At 71.4% G+C, this 19193-nt stretch carries 15 protein-coding genes and 1 tRNA gene; 7 read left to right on the forward strand and 9 right to left on the reverse strand.

From position 1 onward, the window contains the following. Positions 1 to 5 precede the first annotated feature (5 nt). The 5 genes from BMY04_RS02590 to BMY04_RS02610 all read right to left on the reverse strand — a co-directional run bounded on the left by BMY04_RS02590 (position 6) and on the right by BMY04_RS02610 (position 7115). Entirely contained in the window at positions 6 to 2594 is a 2589-nt protein-coding gene (locus BMY04_RS02590) for a hypothetical protein (protein WP_091177533.1), read from the reverse strand. Positions 2595 to 2665: 71 nt separating this feature from the next. Beyond that, positions 2666 to 3979, reverse strand: coding sequence for an ABC transporter substrate-binding protein (locus BMY04_RS02595; RefSeq protein WP_091177534.1), 1314 nt, complete (start codon positions 3977 to 3979; stop codon positions 2666 to 2668). A gap of 109 nt (positions 3980 to 4088) precedes the next feature. Beyond that, the gene (locus BMY04_RS02600) at positions 4089 to 4979 is read right to left on the reverse strand and encodes a carbohydrate ABC transporter permease (protein ID WP_091177896.1); all 891 of its coding nucleotides are present in this window, start codon (positions 4977 to 4979) and stop codon (positions 4089 to 4091) included. A gap of 5 nt (positions 4980 to 4984) precedes the next feature. Further along, complete coding sequence (locus BMY04_RS02605; RefSeq protein WP_232506054.1) at positions 4985 to 5989, reverse strand: carbohydrate ABC transporter permease; 1005 nt, start codon at positions 5987 to 5989, stop codon at positions 4985 to 4987. 1 nt (position 5990) lies between these two features. Further along, a complete protein-coding gene (locus tag BMY04_RS02610; RefSeq protein ID WP_139209716.1) occupies positions 5991 to 7115 on the reverse strand; it encodes a TolB-like translocation protein in 1125 nt (374 codons plus the stop codon). A 290-nt stretch (positions 7116 to 7405) separates the two neighbouring features. Between BMY04_RS02610 and BMY04_RS02615 the strand changes: the two genes are divergently transcribed. After that, complete coding sequence (locus tag BMY04_RS02615; RefSeq protein WP_232506055.1) at positions 7406 to 8173, forward strand: GntR family transcriptional regulator; 768 nt, start codon at positions 7406 to 7408, stop codon at positions 8171 to 8173. Between the two features lie 159 nt (positions 8174 to 8332). Here BMY04_RS02615 and BMY04_RS23500 read toward each other — a convergent pair whose 3' ends face one another. Next, positions 8333 to 8461: a hypothetical protein gene (locus BMY04_RS23500; RefSeq protein WP_269766185.1), complete on the reverse strand. Its 129-nt coding sequence runs from the start codon at positions 8459 to 8461 to the stop codon at positions 8333 to 8335. A 509-nt stretch (positions 8462 to 8970) separates the two neighbouring features. On the opposite strand from BMY04_RS23500, the gene BMY04_RS02620 reads away from it, so the two are divergent. Further along, positions 8971 to 10794 carry a hypothetical protein gene (locus BMY04_RS02620; protein ID WP_091177537.1) on the forward strand — a complete coding sequence of 608 codons (1824 nt, stop codon included), beginning with the start codon at positions 8971 to 8973 and terminating at the stop codon, positions 10792 to 10794. A 329-nt stretch (positions 10795 to 11123) separates the two neighbouring features. Here BMY04_RS02620 and BMY04_RS02625 read toward each other — a convergent pair whose 3' ends face one another. Continuing rightward, complete coding sequence (locus tag BMY04_RS02625; protein ID WP_091177538.1) at positions 11124 to 12026, reverse strand: alpha/beta hydrolase; 903 nt, start codon at positions 12024 to 12026, stop codon at positions 11124 to 11126. Between the two features lie 62 nt (positions 12027 to 12088). On the opposite strand from BMY04_RS02625, the gene BMY04_RS02630 reads away from it, so the two are divergent. Then, positions 12089 to 12559: a MarR family winged helix-turn-helix transcriptional regulator gene (locus BMY04_RS02630; RefSeq protein ID WP_091177539.1), complete on the forward strand. Its 471-nt coding sequence runs from the start codon at positions 12089 to 12091 to the stop codon at positions 12557 to 12559. 239 nt (positions 12560 to 12798) lie between these two features. Here the strand turns inward: BMY04_RS02630 and BMY04_RS02635 are convergent. Both BMY04_RS02635 and BMY04_RS02640 read right to left on the reverse strand, forming a co-directional pair. Further along, positions 12799 to 12871 (reverse strand) — tRNA-Arg (locus tag BMY04_RS02635). A 136-nt stretch (positions 12872 to 13007) separates the two neighbouring features. Further along, entirely contained in the window at positions 13008 to 14093 is a 1086-nt protein-coding gene (locus BMY04_RS02640; protein WP_091177540.1) for an alcohol dehydrogenase catalytic domain-containing protein, read from the reverse strand. 65 nt (positions 14094 to 14158) lie between these two features. Between BMY04_RS02640 and BMY04_RS02645 the strand changes: the two genes are divergently transcribed. The 4 genes from BMY04_RS02645 to BMY04_RS02660 all read left to right on the forward strand — a co-directional run bounded on the left by BMY04_RS02645 (position 14159) and on the right by BMY04_RS02660 (position 19158). Further along, positions 14159 to 15412 (forward strand): arylsulfotransferase family protein, encoded by a 1254-nt coding sequence (locus BMY04_RS02645; protein WP_091177541.1) that lies wholly within the window; start codon positions 14159 to 14161, stop codon positions 15410 to 15412. Positions 15413 to 15575: 163 nt separating this feature from the next. After that, positions 15576 to 16805: an inorganic phosphate transporter gene (locus tag BMY04_RS02650; protein ID WP_091177542.1), complete on the forward strand. Its 1230-nt coding sequence runs from the start codon at positions 15576 to 15578 to the stop codon at positions 16803 to 16805. A gap of 9 nt (positions 16806 to 16814) precedes the next feature. After that, positions 16815 to 17045, forward strand: a complete 231-nt coding sequence (locus BMY04_RS02655) for a hypothetical protein (protein WP_091177543.1) — start codon at positions 16815 to 16817, stop codon at positions 17043 to 17045. A gap of 109 nt (positions 17046 to 17154) precedes the next feature. After that, positions 17155 to 19158, forward strand: a complete 2004-nt coding sequence (locus BMY04_RS02660; RefSeq protein WP_232506056.1) for an APC family permease — start codon at positions 17155 to 17157, stop codon at positions 19156 to 19158. Positions 19159 to 19193 lie beyond the last annotated feature (35 nt).

Consider the following 19193-nt stretch of genomic DNA (forward strand, 5'->3'; position numbering starts at 1 on the left):
GGCGCTCAGGCCGCCGGTGCGTCCGGGATCCCCCGGTCGCCGTGCGCGGTGCTGTGCACCACCACGTACGGCTGCTCGGACAGCTCGGGCCCGAAGCCTGGGTGGACGCCGCGGCGCCCGTCGCGGTGGACGGTCTCGAAGAAGTACATGAGCGGGTAGGTCGTGGCCGTGTAGTCCGCCGGGACGCTGGCCGAGAAGCCCCGCTCGTCCTGGCTCGCCTTGGCCGAGCGGAAGGCCTGCGACTGGTCGACGTGACGGTAGTGCAGCGTCACGTCGGCGAGCCCCTCCTCCGCCGCGGCGTCGAGCCGGAGCACCAGGTCCTCCCCGCGCACGAAGGCGGCGGGAGCCTCGTGGCGCAGCGACCCGCCCACGAAGCGGGCGGGTGCGGCGACCGGCCGGGCGTCGACGTCGCCGCCGCCCGCGGCCTCGAGCTCGGCCCGCAGCGCCGCGACGTCCGCGTCGATGCCGGCGACGCGCGTGGACCAGTGGCCGTGCTCGCTGCTCTCCGGACCGAAGCGCAGGTCGTCGACGTAGACGCCGGCGACCACGGTCGGGATCCCGGCGTACGCCTCGCGCGCCAGCGCGTAGTCGTCGAGGGCCTGCACGAGGTGGCCGGGATCGCGGCTCTCCTGCCACGCCGCGTACGCGGTGGCCGCGCGGAACTTGCCGGCGAAGAACGCGCCCAGGCGGCTGAGCACCTCGAGGTCGACGAGCGTGCGCCGCAGCGTCACGTCGTCCGGCGAGCCCTCGGCGGCGGTGCGGACCGCGCCGAGCGCCGGTGCGGCGTCGTCGACCATCCGCTGCAGCCAGCCAGCCACCTCGAGCGGGGTGTACCGGCCGGACTGCGTGCCGCCGGCGAGGTCGGCCACGAACTCGTCGATGCCGTAGAACATCGTCGGGTCGAAGGGGCTGACGGTGCCCCAGACCGGCGGCGCGACGGTGTCGTGGGCGTAGTGCGCGGGGTCGACGTCCTGCGACAGCGGCAGGTTCACGTACATCTCGGGCCAGTTGCCGTTGTTGGAACCGCCGACGCCGTGGACCACGGTGACGAGCGGCAGCACGCGGCTCAGCGGCGACAGCGCCTCCTCGACCGAGGTGGCCAGGTCGCCGTACTCCGCGCGCAGGAAGCGCTGCCACACCTCGGGACGCGTGTCCGGGTTGTGCAGCATCCGACCCCACAGCAGGTACGTGTAGGCGTGCTTGCGCCACTCCCGGCCGCCGAGCTGCAGGGCCGGGTCGGCGTACGGGTCCCGGCCGCCCTTGCGCCCGCTGCCCTTGCGGCCCTTGAAGAAGAGCGGCTCGCAGAAGTCGACGCCGCGCGAGCCGGCGAAGGTGGAGAGCCGCCCGTAGCCCGACGCGATGGCCGGGTCTCCCCACAGCAGCAGCTTCTGGGTCCCGGGCCACACCCGGAACATGAGGTCGACGCTGCGGTCCTCGGCGAGGAAGTCGCCGTAGCCGTAGCGGGTGAAGCGGCGCGAGAACTCGGTGATGCCGCGCATCTCGTGCCCCGGCGGGATGGGCTTCGCGGCCTCCTGCGGCCGGATCGAGGTCTGGTGGTAGGGCAGGCCCATGTGCTCCGCCCAGTACTTGGCCGACAGCACGGGGCGCAGGCCGGGCTTGGCGACCGCGTCCAGCAGCGCCTGGTCGACACCCTTCGCGTGCATGTCGATCTCCAGCGGCCGGCCCGAGGACGACGCGGCGGCGAAGACCTTGTCCCAGAACACCTCGTGCTGGAAGTCGTGGATGCCGCCCTCGTAGTGCACGCGGAAGGTCAGGCCCTCGACCTCGGGAACGGCCTCCAGCAGCTGTCCGAGCGCCGCCGCGGAGTAGTCGGCGTGGGTCTCGGGCGTCAGGCCCGTGATCGGGTAGCGGTGGACGGAGTCGCGGCCGTAGTCGTACGCGTGGTTCCACAGGCCGAGTTGGAAGCTCATGCCTCGACGCCGCGTCTCGGCGGCGATGTGCTGCAACGACGCCAGGTTGCGCGCCCGCTCGCCCGCGTCCACCCCCTCGGCCCGGACGTCCCAGCCCGGCACCTCCAGCAGGAAGGGGTAGGCGAAGCAGAGGTAGTTGTCGGTGGCCCCGTGCGGGTCGGCGCCGTAGTTGTACTGCATCCCGAGCGCGAGGTGGAAGCGGTTGAAGCGCGACACGGCCAGCCAGTCGAGGTACTCGGCCCAGAAGCCCCGGTCGTGGAACCATCCGAGGTCCTCGTCGACGCTCGAGAACGACCGGACGATGCCGCGAACGGGAACCGCGGGTTCCTCCGCCGTGCCGACCGTGTCGCGGACGGCCGTGCGGAGGTCGGCGCCCGCCCGCACCTGGGCGGCGAGCTCGGTCAGGGCGTAGGCGAAGCCGCGCCCGCCGCCCGCTCGCAGGACCGCCGCTCCCCCGTCGGCCTCGACCCGGTACGCCTCGTCCGGGCTCTCGTCGAGCTCGAGGCGGAGCAGGTCCTCGGGCCCCGGCTCGGTCCCGGACCCGAGCCGTCCGCCGCGGGCGGCGACGGCGTCGGTGAGCTGCCCCGCGGCCCAGGCGACGACGGGGTCGGCGGCGAGCGGCGCGGGGAGGTGGAGGTGGTCCGACGAGGTCGGGGCAGGCATGGGTGGTCCTTCGGTAGGAGGAGGAGGAGCGGTCGTGGAGCGGGTGGAGGACGAGCGGTCGGGCTCGCCGGTCAGGAGCTGGCGAGAGCCTTCTTGCCGTCGGCGAGGAAGGTGTCGATCGCCTTGGCGGCGGACGCCCGCTCGAAGGCGATGTCCTGGCTCGCCTTGAGCAGCAGGTCGGCGACCGCGGTGTTGGCGGCGGGCGCGGTGCCGGGTGCCGGCGTCGACTTCGTCAGCGCCATCTCGGTGAAGTCAAGGACCTTCTTCTCGTCGGGCGTCAGGTCGCCGGAACCGGCGAGCGCCTCGCGACCGGCCGTGGACGCGGGCGGCCCGCTGATCAGCCGCAGCGTGAGCGCGGCCTCCTTGCTGTTGACGAACCAGTTGAGGAACTTGGCTGCCTCGTCGGCCTTGGCGCTGCGGGCGTTGAGCGAGAGGTAGCTGCTGGCGGCCGGGTAGTGCGGGTAGTCACCGCTCTTGGACGCTCGCGGGACGAGCGTGATCTGGACGACGTCGTCGGTCAGGCTCTGGAAGCCGCCGGAGAGGTTCGGCGTCGAGATCCGGCCGAGCGGCGCCTTCTTGGTGACCAGGGGCGAGTTCGGCCAGTCGCCGTACTCGGCCTGGGCTGCGATCTCCGCTGTGACGCAGCCGCCCGCGGCGCGCAGCTTGCTCCAGTAGGCGAACCAGTCCTGCAGGGTGTCGCGGCTGAAGCCGAAGTCGGTCGCGCCCGAGTAGAGCTGCTCGCCCCGGGACCGGACGAAGAGCTCGAGGAAGGCCGGGTCGCCGCTGGGGTCCTCGGCGCCGAAGTACTTGCCCTTCGACGCGTCGTGCACCTCGGTGGCGTAGTCGGCGTAGTCGTCCCAGGTCCAGGTGCCGTCCGGCGCCTTGAGCCCGATCTCCTCGAGCACCGTCTGGTCGTAGCCGATGCCGTTCGTCGCGGTGGCGACGGGCAGGCCCAGCTGCTTGCCGTCGACCTGGCCCTGCACGAGGAGGCTCTGGTCGAACTGGTCGCTCTGCACGGTGCCCGGCACGTAGCCGTCGAGCGCCTGCAGCGCGCCGGCCCGGCCGTACTGCGCCATCCGGGGGGAGTCGATGTTGATCACGTCGGGGGCGTTGCCGCCGGCCATCTGGGTGGCGAGCTTGTCCCAGTAGCCGGCGGTCGCCGTGCCCTCGAACGCGATCTTGGCGTCGGGGTTCAGCTTCATGTAGGTGTCCGCCAGGCTTCCGCGGATCTTGAGCTTGGTCGGGTCGCCGTAGCTGCTGAAGCGGATGGCGTCGGCCTCCGCCCCACCAGGTCGGATGGCGGAGCAGGCGCTGACGAACGGCGCCGAGACGGCGGCGGCGAGACCGGCCCCGAGGAGGGTGCGGCGGCTGATCGGTCGGCCCATGGTGAGAACTCCTTTGTCTGCGGGCGAGCGGGTGGGGATGGAGCGGGTGGGGACGGAGCGGTGTGGTGGGGGTGGGTGCGGTCGCCGGGGAGCCCGCCGCACGTACCGTTCAGCCCTTGAGGCCGGTGGTGGCGATGCCGTCGACGATCCGCTTCTGCGCGACGAGGAAGACGACGAAGGTGGGGACGAGCGAGAGCGCCGACATGGCGAGCAGCTGGCCGTAGGAGGAGGTGCCGGTGGCGTCGACGAAGCGACGCAGCGCCACGGGCACGGTCTCGGCGTAGGGCGAGGTGAGGTAGATCAGCTGGCTGAAGAAGTCGTTGTAGGTCCAGATGAAGGTGAAGATCACCGTCGTCACGAGAGCCGGGCCCATCAGCGGCAGCAGGATCTTGGTGAAGATCCTGATCTTGCCGCAGCCGTCGATCATGGCCGCCTCGTCCAGCGTCCGCGGGATGGTGCGGATGAACTGGACCATCAGGAAGATGAAGAACGCGTCGGTCGCGAGGAACTTCGGCACGATCAGCGGCAGGTAGGTGTTGACCCAGCCGAGGTTGAAGTAGACGACGTACTGCGGGATGAGCAGCGCGTGCGCCGGCAGCATGATCGACCCGAGCATGAGGGCGAACCAGAGCCTCTTCAGGCGGAAGTCGAGCCGGGCGAACGCGTACGCGGTCAGGGTGCAGGCGACGACGTTCCCGATCACCGCGAAGAGCGCGATGATCGTCGAGTTCAGGTAGAACTGCGTGAAGGTCGGCGTCGTGGCGTTCCACCCGCTGACGTAGTTGCGCAGGTCGAGGCTGGAGGGGAACGGGTTCAGCTCGGAGAAGATCGAGCGGTCCTCCTTGAAGGAGCCGCCGACCATCCAGATCAACGGATAGACCATCACGATCGAGCCCAGCAGCAGCACCAGGTGGATCACCCAGCGGCGCTTGCCGCGGACCAGATGGGTGGGCGCCTCGCTCGCGCCGGGCAGGGTCTGGTTCTGAATCGGCACAGCCATCTGCGTCACCGGTCCTCGTAGTAGACCCAGCGCCGGGCCAGGACGAAGTTCGCCAGGGTGAAGAACCCGATGATGATCAGCAGGATCCACGCCATCGCGGACGCGTAACCCATGCTCAGGTTCGAGAAGCCCTGCTGGTAGAGGTAGAGCGTGTAGAAGAGGGTGGAGTCCGACGGGCCACCCGTGCCGTTGCTGATCACGTACGCCGGGGTGAAGGCCTGGAAGGCTTGGATGATCTGCAGGACGACGTTGAAGAAGATGATCGGCGTCAGCATCGGCAGCGTCACCGAGGTGAATCGGCGCCAGGGGCTCGCGCCGTCGACCGCGGCCGCGTCGTACAGGTCCTGCGGGATCTGCTTGAGCCCGGCCAGGAAGATCACCATCGGCGAGCCGAACTGCCAGATGTTCAGCAGCACGAGCGTGTAGAGAGCGGTGCTCGGGTTGGAGATCCAGCTGATGCCGTCGATGCCGACCAGCCCGAGGAGCGTGTTGACCACCCCGTCGCCGCCGAAGAGCTGGCTCCACACCACCGCGATCGCGACGCTGCCGCCGAGCAGCGAGGGCAGGTAGTAGACAGACCGGTACCAGGCGATGCCCCGGACCCTGCGGTTCAGGAGGACGGCCACGCCGAGGGCGAAGGAGAGCTGCAGCGGGACGGTGAGGGCGACGTAGATCAGCGTCACCTTGAGGGACTGCCAGAAGCGCGGGTCGTCGGTCAGCAGCGAGACGTAGTTCGCGAGGCCCACCCAGCGCGGCGGCTGCAGCAGGTTGAAGCGGGTGAACGAGAGGTAGAGCGAGCCCATGAGGGGTCCGGCCGTCAGCACGACCAGGCCCACGAACCACGGCGCCATGAAGAGGTAGGCGACCTTGTTGTCGGCGAACCGTCGGGGCTTGCGCAGCGGGGAACCGCCACCCGTCGTCGCCGCCGAGCCGTCGGCCCCGCCGGGGACGCCCGCGGCCCGGCGGCTGCGGGCGGTGTAGGGCTGCCCGCTGCGCGCCTGCGTCGTCACGTCAGCCCGGGTAGGGGTAGAACGGCAGCCCGTCGAGGCGCCGGCTCGTCGGCGTCTCCCACTCGACGCCGTCGGCGGCCCAGGCGTCCAGGTCGAGCAGCCCGAGGCCCCGTCCGCTGCCCGCCTCGTCGTCCTTGTGGGCCACCATGTACGCGAGCCACCGTCCGTCCGGGCTGACGTTGGAGTTGGTGGCCTTCCAGCCGCTCTCGGGCGGGATCGCGGTCATCCGGGCCCGCTGCTGGCTGCCGTCGAGCTTGAGCTTCCACAGGTTGCGCGGCGGGTAGCCCTCGGCGTCGCAGGCCGACTCGAGGCAGGTCGCCGCCCCGTCGGGGAAGACGCCCTCGCACTCGTTGTGGACCCCGGCCTCCTCGACGTAGGTCCGGAACTCACCGGTCGTGAGGTCGTAGCCCCGCACCGTGCACAGGGGTTCGGTCGCGGCCTCGATCGAGACGCCGGGGTGGTACTCCGCGAAGATCACCTCCGTGTCGCTGTGGCGGAAGTCCTGCGGCTCGGGTGCGGTCCCCCTCGTGCGGTAGAAGACCTCGTCACGCCCGAGCCGAGGTCCGTCCGGGCCGTACTCGATGTCGGTCACGTGGCACTCGAAGACGTCCGGGTCCCCGATCGAGGGGTCGTTGCGGCCGCTCACGGCGTACGTGATCCGGGGCGTCGACGTCGAGACGCCGCAGCCCTCGAAGACGCGTCGACCCAGCGGCTTCGGCGGCGTGCTCAGATCGGCGGGCAGGACCCAGAGCTCCGACTCGACGTGCCGGCTCACGTCCCGGTCCTTGAACTCCGCCGGACCGATGAGCAGGTAGTCGTCGTTGGACAGCACGAGGACCCGCAGGAACGAGTGGTGCTCCCCGAGCCCTTCGGTCAGTGGCCGGACGACCCCCGTCTCCAGGTCGAGCTCGGCGGCGTCGCCGTAGTTCGAGGCGATGAAGGCGAGGCGCTTGCCGTCGCGCGTCCAGTAGGGCCGTTCGCCATGGTCGAGCAGCTTGCGATGGTGGGCGGGCGGCCGGTCCAGCACGTGGGCCTGCTCGAGCGGCTCTTCAACGACGTCGTTGATCAAGAAGTGCTCCGGTGACGAGTGCGGTGGCGCGGGCTCGAGAGCGAGTCGCGTGGTCATGAGCGCGGGCTCGCAGGAGCCCGTCCGAGCGGGCCGGCCAGGTCGTCGGCCGGTCCGGAGCCGGCGGGTCCGTGCGCCCGAACCCCTCGTGCTCTGGCTCACAGTTTTCGCCCCGCCGGCGGCGACTGTCAAGAACTTGTCTGACACTTTTTTCCTCTGTGCGGATGTCAGTTTCCACGTATACGCCTTCGCGAGCCACCATTCGGCCCCTCGAGCGTTCAACGAGCCGGCTTCAGCATCATGAATCGGAAAACTCTCACCGCCCTCAAGCCCTCGGGGATCATGGTTGTGTGACAATCCTCGGCAGCACGACTGACGAACGCCCTGCGCTCCGGCCCGACGCGGTGTACGCCGCTCTCCGCGAGGCGATCATCGGTCTCCACCACCTGCCGGGGTCCACGCTCACGGAGCTCTCCGTCTGCAGCACGTACCAGGTGGCGCGCCCAACGGCTCGCGTCGCGATCCAGCGCCTGGTCGACGACGGGCTCCTGCGGCGCGACGCGCACCGGTCGGCGCGCGTGCCGGAGCTCACGAGCGTCGACGTCCACGACCTCTACGGCGTCCGGGTCGGCATCGAGGAGGCCGCGCTACGAGCGATCGCGTCGAGCGGCGCCCCGCACGCGCAGGCGCTGGAGATCCACGCCCGGTTCAGCTCGTCCGCCTTCAGCGTCGACCAGGCACCGTTCGTCAAGGACGACATCGCGTTCCACCGCGCGCTGGTCGTGGCCAGCGGCAGCTCCCGCCTCCGCAGGATGCACGAGCTGATCATGGGAGAGATCGAGCTGTGCATGGGGCAGCTCCAGCACCATCACCTGATGTCGGCCAGAACGGTGGCCGACGAGCACCAGGGCATCCTGGACGCGGTCGCGATCGGCGACGTCGAGCTCACCGCCGCCCTTGTCCGGGCGCACATCCTCAGCGCCCGCAACCGCCTGCTCGCGCGCTTCGCGTCTCTCGACGAGCGCACACCTGGAGCCGGACGCCTCTCCGCTGCCTCCGTCGGTCCGGCTGGGTCTTCACCAGTCACGAGCGTGGGTCCGGCCGCCCCTCTGGCCTGAGCAGCCATCAGACGGCATCGGCGTCACCGGACGACGACGAGCCGGCGCCAGCCTGACCCTCGTACGGGGCACGCCGACCACCCGTCCTTCGCGTACCGGCCATCGCCGGAGGCCGACCACGCCGTGGACGTCACCGGGCCGGAGCCGTCGGGTAGCCGCTCAGCTGCCCGTGCCGACGCGGTAGCTGCGGGTGTCGCTCTGCGCGCCCGTCACGCAGTTCGTGACACTGACGTCGAGGAACCGTACGGCGGTGTAGTCCTTCGGCGGGGCCAGGGTGCAGTCCACCACCGTCGCCCCCGTGCATGGACCGCTCAGCGCTTCGGCCGCGAGCCCGATGCGATCGCGGCGCCGTCGAGGGCCGAATGCGGTCTCCCAGCCAACCTGCGCCTGACCGCGATAGATCCAGTCAGATCGAGCAACTCCGCGTCGGGCACGGGAGCACGGGACTCCCTGGAACGGTGGAGCTGAGGTCTGCACAGCCGGGATGGTTCCGACCTGAGGTTCTCGCACGGGGGTTCCGCAAGCCGACCGTCGTACGGGACCTGGCGGCCCGATGATGGCCGAGTGTGCAGGGGCCAGCGCGGCCCGACTCCGGGCCGTTCGCCTCTGGGGTTGTGCGCGGCCAGGTCTGACCTCCGGCCCCTCTCGCATCTCCTGTACCGCGCGGAGCGGCAGCTGCCCCGGCCCGTTGACGCTGTCGGAGTCCGGGCGCAGGATGTGGCCACCGCACGCGTACGCGTCCGTGTCCGTGATCTCCCCCGAGGCGGCTGACCTTGACCCGATGGCGGAGTTGGTCGGTGGCTCTGCTGCTTTGCGGGGCCGCTGCAGGGCTGGGCCCGGTCCCGACGGCTGCGGCCGCGCCCAAGACGGACGCCGGCATCGGCACCGTCGTTGCCGACCTGGGTCCGGACAGCCAGGACGGCGGACCGGGCTTCAGCCACGACGGGGCCTACTTCAGCCACCTCGTTCCGTCGGGCGACCGGTGCGACCTGCACCTCTACGACGTCGCGGCCCGGCAGGACGTCGGCCTCGTCCACGCGCACGTCGTGTGCGACAGGTACGTGATCCGCTGGGCCGCGCAGAGCGACACGTTGCAGTGGCAGGTGGACGCCGGCGTCGGGGAGGTCACCGCCTACGCCTGGGATGCCGCCGACCGCCAGGTGTCGGTGCTGGCGCCCGACGCCCACGTCGAACGCGTCACCGGTCTCTCCGCCGACGGTGCGTACCTGTCGTTCGTCGGTCGGTCCGACCTCCACCCGGCGCCGCCCGGGTCCTCCACGCAGTCGGCGGCGTTCACCTACGACCGCGGGGCGCGCAGGAGCCTTCCCCTGTCGACCACCGGCGAGGACGTCAGGTTCCTCTCCTGGAGCCCCGCGGGTCACCACTTCGTCGGCGAGGTCCGCCACGGCGCCCCCGAGTACGACGCGGAGGACTGCTTCGGCACCGGCACGTCCTGCCAGGTCGTGCCCGACCCGCACGTCGACGGCCTCAGCGCGTGGTCGGACGACGGCACCGCCGCGGTCGTGAGCGCCTCGTCGGACTCCACGCCCGCGGTGTACGACTTCGGTGACGACTCCGTGGTCCCCATCCCGACCACCTACGGCTTCCCCTTCTTCACCTTCTTCGTGGGCAGGGATGCCCGGCGGGTGGTGGGTTACCTGAACCTGAATCCGCTCGCTTCCGTGCTGTGGGACCGCCGGACCGGCAAGGCGGTCAGGATCCCCGCCCTGGACGCGGTCTGGGCCTCCCCCGACGGGAAGTACCTGCTCTACCGCAGCGCGCCGTACGACTACCACTACCGCGACGTCGCGACCGGGGCCGACGCGCTCGCCACCTACCGCGGCACCCGCGACCCCGGCGCGATCGACGGCTACTGGACCAAGGACGGCTCGTCCCACCTCGGCATCGGACCGGGCGGGTGCTCCTCGCTGCGCCAGTGGTCGCCCGCGACCAACACGGTGAGCCTGTTCGGGCCGCCCAGCCCGGAGGCCTGCTACTACGTCCCGCAGAGGTTCGAGCACGACCCGCTGCCGTCCTCGGCGTCGGGGCGCTTCGGAGTCGTCTACAAGGGCCCCCGGAACAGCGCGTCGACCGAGTACGTCGCCGACCTGCGCCGGCACGTCCTGCTCGGCCCGGTCAAGGGGCACGGCGAGGACTTCGCGCCCGCCGGCTCCGAGCTCCTGGCGATCCGCCAGCCGACGTCCGCGGGGGTCGACGAGCTGCTGCTGGTCGACCCCACGCCCGTGCCGGACGTCGACGACAAGCCGCGCTGGAGCTCCGCCGCACCCTCGACGGGCACGGCGTTCACCGTCGAGGTGGGCCAGCAGGTCCACGTCGTCCTCCAGGCCTTCGACCTGCAGGGCACCCCGGTGAACCCGTACTTCCGCTGGCGCACCGCCGACGGCACCCCGGTCAAGTCGCCGCCACGCGGATGGTCGTGCGAGCGTCGCCGCCTCGCCGCCGGCGCGACCGTCTCGGACTGCACGTTCGCCCCGCCCAAGGACCACACCGCCGTCCGGTTCCTGGACCTCAGCGCCACCAACTCCGCGACCGGCGCGCAGACCGACACCCGCAGCTACCGGCTGGAGACGAAGCCGGCCCCCAGGGCCGCACGGCGCTGAGCCCCGCGGCGCGGCGGTCGCGGCTGGCTGGGTTCGCCGAGAGCCGATGACGCCCTTCGTGCCCTGCCTGAACGGGGTGCTCACCGCCGGCGGTCAGCGTCGCTGTCACCTCTGGTGGAGACCTTGGCCTGGACGAGGCGTGCGATCCCGCCGTCGGCGTAGACCTGGACGCCCGTGCTGGAGGATCGGGGACTGTCGCTCGGCAGTACAGCCGGCTGCGGTCCTGTGCGAGCAAGGGCCGCTTCCGGAAGGCGTCTCGAACACGAAAGTCATCTCATCCGCGCGCGACACCTGCTCGTGCACCTCGGTGAGCGCGGGTCCGGGCTGCCTCAGCGTGCCCGGAGCCGTTGGGTGATGAACAGGGCGGCTCGATCGATGGCTTCGTCAGCTTCGTCGATCAACCCGACGAAGGCCGGGAACACGTGCGGAACTCCGGCGACGACATCGAGGATCACGTCGACGTCAGCCTCGCGTGCCCGGTCGGCAAGTCGCACGGCGTCGTCGAGCAGCAGCTCGTCCGTGCCGACCTGCAGGAGCATCGGTGGGAACCCCGTCAGGTCGGCGAGCACCGCCGGAGCCAGGAGCGGCTGGGCCGGGTCCTGGCCGGCGAGGTAGAGCTCGCCGGTGCGTCCCATCCCCGCCCGCGTGAAGAGCGGGTCGACGCCCTCCTTCGAGACCATCGACGCCCCGGAGCGGGTGTGGTCCAGCCCCGGTGAGAACGCCACGATCGCCGCCGGCAGGGGCAGCCCCGCGTCTCTAGCCGCCAGCGTCGTCGTGACCGCGAGCCCGCCGCCGGCGGAGTCACCCGCGAGCACCACGCTCGCGGGATCGACCCCGCGGTCGAGCAGGTCGCGGTACGCGGCCAGGCAGTCGTCGATGGCCGCCGGGAACGGGTGCTCGGGCGCGAGCCGGTAGTCGAGCGACAGCGCCGGCACCCTGGTCCGCTCCACGAGGTGAGCAGTGAGCGCCATCGCGGTCTCCGGCGAGCCGAGCGAGAACGACCCTCCGTGGAAGTAGAGCAGCACGCCATCTCGTGCGCCTCTCGGGGGATCGACCCGTACAGCCCGTCGCGAGCCGAGCTCGGTCGGCGTCCGCCGGACGCCGTCGGGAACCGGAAAGCGGCTCATGAAGTGCGCGAACCCCTTGCGCATCATCTCGACCGGCACCGGCCCGCTCGGGGTTGGTGCCGCCTGCAGCTCGGCGTGCAGCGCCCGTCGCTGGTTCCAGGTCATCGTGCTCTCGCCCCTCTCGCCCGGCCGTTACTTGCCGTGGCATATATCGCAGACTGTATGCCGTGGCAACCAATCGGGCAAGTGGCGACCTGGTGAAGCTCTTCGACGATCTCGTCCGGTGCGAGACGCGGCTCTACAACGCGATCGGCGACACCCTCCGCGAGGAGCACGGCATCGTCACCACGCAGTACGAGTTTCTGCGCTACCTCCGCGACCACCCGGGCTCGCGCGTCGCGGAGGTGGCGACGAACTTCGCTGCGGGAGTCGGGGCGATCAGCAAAGGCACGGATCGGCTCGAGGCTCGCGGGTGGGTGAAGCGGCGCCCGAACCCGACTGACGGACGTTCGTCGCTGGTCACCCTCACCGCAGCGGGGGAGGCGCTCCTGAAGGCGGCCGAGGACACCTTCCGACGTCGACTGGCCGAGCTCGTGTCGCCCTCGCTCGCGAGCGATCGCGTGAAAGAGGTGGGCGAGGCGTTGCAGGCTCTCCGGGTCAGCCTGGAGGAGAACCGGCTCGGGGTGCCCGTCGGCTGAACCGGACGGCGGACGAGGACGACCAAGAGCGAGCGTCGAAGAAGTCCGATCAGGTCGGGCCGAACGTCGTCGTGGTCCCGCCCCCACACCTGACCTGCCGTGTACCGGTCGAGGTGTGGCGAGGTTCAGCGTCCTTGGACGTCCAGGACCATGCGAAGCAACCAGACCGCGTTGCTGTCACATGGATCGGTCCGGCGGCGAATGAGGAAGACCGCCACCCGAGACCCGGCCTTCTGATGCGCACCCGGAGAGACTCGAACTCCCAACCTTCTGATCCGTAGTCAGATGCTCTATCCGTTGAGCTACGGGTGCCGGTCCCCTCGAAAGGGAACTGGAAGATCGTACAGGACCACCGGCACCACACCGAAACCGTGACCACGGGCAGCCGCGCCCGACCTCGGGAGGCGACCGCGACGACCGCTGGAGCAGACCGAGCCGGGACCGGACCTCAGGGCACGACGATCGTCATGCCCCCGCGCGCGACGGTGGGGTCGTCCATGGCGGCGAGCGCGGCGCCGGCCTCGTCGAGCCCGATCCGGTCGCCGACGAGACGGGCCGGGTCGAGGCGCCCGTCGGCGACCATGGCGAGCATCGCCGGGTAGTCGACCGCCGCCATGCCGTGCGAGCCCAGCAGCCGCAGCTCGCGCCCGACGACCAGGTCCCACGGAACGGGTGCTCCGGCAGCCTCGCCGAGGAGCAGCCCGACCTGGACGTGGCGGCCGTGCCGGCGCAGGCTCCGGACCGAGGTGTCGAGGGTGGAGGGCGCGCCGAGCGCATCGAGGCCGACGTGGGCGCCGCCCCTGGTCAGCGCCTGGATCGCCTCGGCGGCGCCCTCGGCGGGCACGGCCTCCGTGGCGCCGAGCTCGAGCGCCCGGTCGCGCGCGACCGGCGAGACGTCGACCGCGACGACCCGTGCGCCGAGGGCGGCGGCGATCATCACCGCCGACAGCCCGACGCCGCCGCAGCCGACCACCGCCACCCACTCCCCCGGCTGCACACCGGCCACGCCGGTCAGCGCGCGGAAGGCGGTCGCGAAGCGGCAGCCGAGGGCCGCCGCGGCGACGAGGTCCACGGACTCGGGCAGGCGTACGAGGTTGGTGGCCGCGGCGTGGACGACGACCTGCTCGGCGAACGACCCCGCGTACGTGAAGCCGGGCTGCTCCTGGTCGGGGCAGACGTTCGCGGCTCCGGCGCGGCACCACTCGCACCGCCCGCACCCGAGCACGAAGGGGGCCGTCACCCGGTCCCCCACGGCGAAGCCGGTGACGCCTCGGGGAACGTCAGCGCCGACCTCGGCGATCACGCCGGCCCACTCGTGACCCGGGGTGTGCGGGAGCGGCACGGGGTCGTGGCCGCGCCAGGCGTGCCAGTCGGAGCGGCACACGCCGGTCGCGGCGACGTCGACGACGACCCCGGCCGGCGGGCACACCGGCGCGGGGACCGTGCGCACCTCGAGCGGTCCGCCGACGGCGTCGTAGACCACCGCCCGGACGCTCGCGGTGCCGCTCGGGCGATCGGGGTATCCAGTGCTCACACGAGGAACCTACGCACGGCCTGAGCACAGGCCGCGCACAGAGGCACGCACCAGGGTGGACGACGATGAGCAGCGACCAGCAGACCGACCTCGGCACGGCCGAGGAGCAGCCCCACGCGGCGCGAGGGCGGGTGAGCCGACGGCGCGCCCTCGGCCTGGCCGGGGCCGGCGCGGTCGCCGTCGTGGCGGGCAGCAGCACGGCGGGCTACGCCGTGGGACGCACGCACGAGCGGCGCCGGGTGCAGGCCGTCGCGGCGTCGGCGACCTCGGCCCCGAGCACGCCGCCGGTCTTCAGCGTCGTCGTCGACCAGCCCGGGCAGGCGGCCGGCGACGTCTTCCTCACCGACATGGGTGACACGGCCGCCACCCTGATCGCCGACAACCGGGGCACCGCGCTGTGGACCTCGGCCGGCGCGAAGTCGTACGCGAACATGCGGCTGCAGACCTACCAGGGCCGGCCCGTGATCACCTGGTGGGAGTCGCACTCCACCGGCCTGGCCGCGTACGCCGACGGCCAGACCGTCATCGAGGACGTCGCGCACAACGTGGTCGCCCGCGTGCAGAAGCACGGCGACGTGAGCCCCGACGAGCACGAGTTCGTGATCACCCCGCGCGGGACGGCCTACATCGTCAGCTACGTGCGGACCCGGGCGGACCTGCGTCCCGTCAAGGGCCCGAAGGACGGTCTGATCATGAACGGGATCTTCGAGGAGGTGGACATCGCCACCGGCAAGGTGCTGCACCACTGGGAGTCCCTCGACCACGTCGCCATCACCGAGAGCCACGCCGGCGTCCCCAAGGACCCCACCGAGCCGTACGACTACTTCCACATCAACTCGGTGGCGCCGACCCCCGACGGGAACGTGATCATCTCCGCGCGGCACACCTGGGCGGTCTACAAGGTCGACCTCGCCACCGGCGACGTCCGCTGGCGCTTCGGCGGCAAGAAGAGCGACTTCGAGCTGCCGGGGTCGGCGACCTTCGCGTGGCAGCACGACGCGCAGTTCGAGGACCCGAGGACGCTGCGGATGTTCGACAACGGCAGCGACGGCGAGGTGACGGTGACCGACGAGAGCCAGGTGCTCTGGTTCTCGATCGACGAGGCCGGACGGAAGGCCCGCCTGAAGCGCCGCCTCGTCCACCCGGCCAAGATCAGCGCGCACGCGATGGGCAACGTCCAGCGTCTCGACAACGGCAACCTCTTCGTCGGCTGGGGCACCGCGCAGCGGATCTCGGAGTTCTCCGACGACGGGACGCTGCTCTTCGACGCGACGCTGCCCGACGTCAGCTACCGGGCGTTCCGCCAGGTCTGGAAATGATCTTCACCTGATTCTCAGGTTCGGCGGGCCGTCCCGCGACACGCCGCGCTCATTGACAACACCTGGCGTTCACCTATCGTTCACGTGACGGCATCCGCCTCCTGCGGGTCGCCGGCACGGGGTGGCCACCGCACCTCACCTGGCCCTGCCCACGAGGAGCGACGTGTCGCTGCTGTTCATCGTGATCGCCGTCGTCCTCGTGGCGTTGATCTTCGACTTCACCAACGGCTTCCACGACAGCGCCAACGCCATGGCCGGCCCGATCGCCACCGGCGCGCTGACCGCGCGGAAGGCCGTGGTCCTGGCCGCCGTCCTCAACGTCGTGGGCGCCTGCCTGTCGACCGAGGTGGCCAAGACGATCTCCGGCGGCTTCTTCGACGAGAAGCTCGTCAACCCGAGCATGGTCCTCGCCGGCCTGGTCGGCGCCATCGTGTGGAACCTGCTCACCTGGCTCCTCGGCATCCCCTCCAGCTCGTCGCACGCCCTCTTCGGCGGCCTGATCGGCGCGGTCGTGGTCGGGGCCGGCCTGACCTCGGTGCACGGCTGGGTCGTCGTCTCGAAGGTGCTGCTGCCGGCCGTCGTCGCGCCGCTCGTGGCCGGCCTCGCCGCCGCACTGTCGACCAAGATCGCCTACCGCATCACACGGCGTACGCCCAGCGGGCGCACGAGCACCGGGTTCAAGTACGCGCAGGCCTTCACGGCCTCCCTGGTCGCCCTGGCGCACGGCACCTCCGACGGCCAGAAGACGATGGGCGTGATCACCCTCGTGCTGATCGCGGCCGGCTTCCAGGCCGCCGGGACCGGGCCGCACCTGTGGGTGATCCTGGCGGCCGGCCTGGCGATCGGGCTCGGCACGTACTCCGGCGGGTGGCGGATCATGCGCACGCTCGGCAAGGGCATCGTCGACATCGACACCCCGCAGGGCGCCACGTCCGGAGCCGCGACGGCCGCGACCATCCTCGCCTCCTCCCACCTCGGCTTCGGCCTGTCGACCACCCACGTGGCGACGGGCGCGATCCTCGGTTCGGGCGTCGGGCGCGACGGGGCCGAGGTCCGCTGGGGCCTGGCCCGCAAGCTCGTCGTCGCCTGGCTCCTGACGCTGCCCGGTGCCGCCGTCATCGGGGGCCTCGCCGCCCTCCTCAGCGGCACCGGCGTGGTCGGTTCCGTCGTGCTCCTGGTCGTCCTGGCGGCGGTGTGCGTGGTCATCTGGGTCGTGTCGCGCCGCAACCAGGTGACCAGCACCAACGTGACCGACAGCCGCGAGGTGATGGTGCTGGCCAGCGCGACGCCGAGCACCTACCCCCAGGACCCGCGGCTGACGCCGAGCAAGCCGGCCGGCCGCGCCGGGGGGAAGAAGAGCAAGAAGAAGAAGAAGATCAAGAGCGGGGTCTGAGGAGCGACCATGAAGATCGACTGGGCCGCCCTCGGCATCGTCGCCGTCGTCTCCATCGCCATGTCGGTGGTCTTCACCGTGCTGCTGGCCGCCGGCATCCGCGCCGTCTCGGCAGCTCGCGTGCGCCAGAACCAGGGCGGCAGCGCCACCGCCGTGCTCGCCGGCGGCTACTCCCTGCTCGGTCTGGCCGGGCTGCTCGTGCTGTTCGGCCTCTGGCTGATCGTCCCGCAGTTCCACTGATCCGCGTCGCCTCCGAGCGGCCCGGAGCGGAGCCGCACGGCTCGTATGCTGCCTGCGGGTCGGCCGCCGCCGGACCGAGCGTGACGACGAGCGCGGAGGCAGCACCTCGATGAGTGAGACCCGGACTCCGGGCCGTCCGCCGACGGGCTCGAGCGCCGCCCCCACCGCCGAGGACCAGCCGCCGCTGGGTCCGCTGCTGCGCAGCGGCCTCGCGCGCTGGCTGATGGCCAACCAGGTGCAGCCGGCGGGACCCGGGGCACCGGAGACCAAGGAGCACGCCACCCAGTCGTGGTGGAAGGTCATGTGCCTCACGGGCGTCGACTACTTCTCCACGCTGTCCTACCTGCCGGGCATCGCGGCCCTGGCCGCGGGCGCCCTGTCGCCGGTGGCGACGCTGCTGATCGTGGCGCTGACCCTGCTGGGGATGCTGCCGATGTACCGCCGCGTCGCCGCCGAGAGCCCGCACGGGCAGGGTTCGGTGGCCATGCTCGAGCGGCTGCTGCCCTTCTGGCGCGGCAAGGTCTTCGTGCTGGTCCTGCTCGGCTTCGTGGTCACGTCGTGGCTGGTCACCATCACCCTGTCGGCGGCCGACGCCTCGGTGCACCTGATCGAGAACCCGTACACGCCGGAGGCGTTCCACGGCAAGAACGTCCTGATCACGGTCGTCCTGCTGCTGATCCTCGGCTTCGTCTTCCTGCTCGGCTTCAACGAGGCCGTCGTCGTGGCCATCCCCCTGGTCGGGATCTTCCTCGCGCTCAACGCGGCGGTCGTCGTCGCCGGCGTCATCCGGATCGCCCAGCAGCCCGAGGTGGTCGGGAGCTGGGAGAACGCGCTCACGGCGCAGACGTCCGGCGCCGGCGGGATCCTCACCACGGCGGTGATCGCCTTCCCGCTGCTGGTGCTGGGCCTGTCGGGCTTCGAGACCGGCGTGAGCATGATGCCGTTGATCAGGGCCGACGGCGCGACCAAGGAGCAGCGCCTGCGCCACCGGGTACGCAACACCCGGCTGCTCCTCACCACCGCTGCCGCGATCATGTCGGTCTACCTCGTCGCGACCAGCCTCATCACCACGCTGCTCATCCCGCCGGACGCCTTCGCCGAGGGCGGGCAGGCCAACGGGCGTGCGCTGGCCTACCTCGCGCACGGCCTGCTGGGCGAGGGCTTCGGCACCGTCTACGACCTCAGCAGCGTGCTCATCCTGTGGTTCGCCGGCGCCTCGGCGATGGCCGGGTTGATCAACATCGTGCCGCGCTACCTGCCCGCGTACGGCATGGCGCCGGAGTGGGGCCGGGCGGTGCGGCCGGTCGTCATCGTCTACACGACGGTGTCGATCATCGTCACGCTCGCGTTCCGGGCCGACGTCAACGCGCAGGCGGGCGCGTACGCGACGGGGATCCTCGTGATGATGTTCTCCGGCGCGTTCGCGGTGACCATCAGCGCACGGCGGCGCCGGGCCCGGAAGGCGACCGTGGGCTTCGCGGTGCTGACCGTCGTCCTGCTCTACGCCCTGGTCGCGAACGTCGTGGAGAAGCCCGACGGCATCGTCATCTCCGGGCTCTTCATCCTCGGCATCGTCGCGGTGTCGGTGGTCAGCCGGGTCCGGCGCTCCTTCGAGCTGCGCGCGACGGAGGTGGTCCTCGACCGCACCGCCCAGCTGTTCCTGCGCGACGCCGCGCGCCGCACCATCCGGCTCGTGGCCAACGAGCCGAACGAGCGCGACGCCGCCGAGTACCAGGAGAAGCGGCGCGACTCGATCCGCGACTACGGCCTCGACGAGACCGACGACATCATCTTCGTCGAGATCACCGTCACCGACCCGTCGGGCTTCGCCAGCCGCCTCGACGTGCAGGGCCACGTCATGCACGGCCACTACCGGGTGCTGACCATGGAGGGCACGAACGTCCCGAACGCCCTCGGCGCGCTGCTGCTGCACGTGCGCGACGTGACCAAGCGGCGCCCGCACCTCTACGTCGAGTGGACCGAGGGCAACCCGGTGGCCAACCTGGCGCGCTTCCTGTTCCTGGGCGTCGGGGAGGTCGCGCCGACCACACGCGAGGTGCTGCGCCGGGCCGAGCCGGACCGCAGCCAGCGGCCGTACGTGCACACGGCCTGAGCGGCCGGGCCCGGTCGGGCCGGGAGCCGCTGGAG

The organism is Microlunatus flavus (assembly GCF_900110855.1).
GTDB classification, from domain to species: domain Bacteria; phylum Actinomycetota; class Actinomycetes; order Propionibacteriales; family Propionibacteriaceae; genus Microlunatus; species Microlunatus flavus.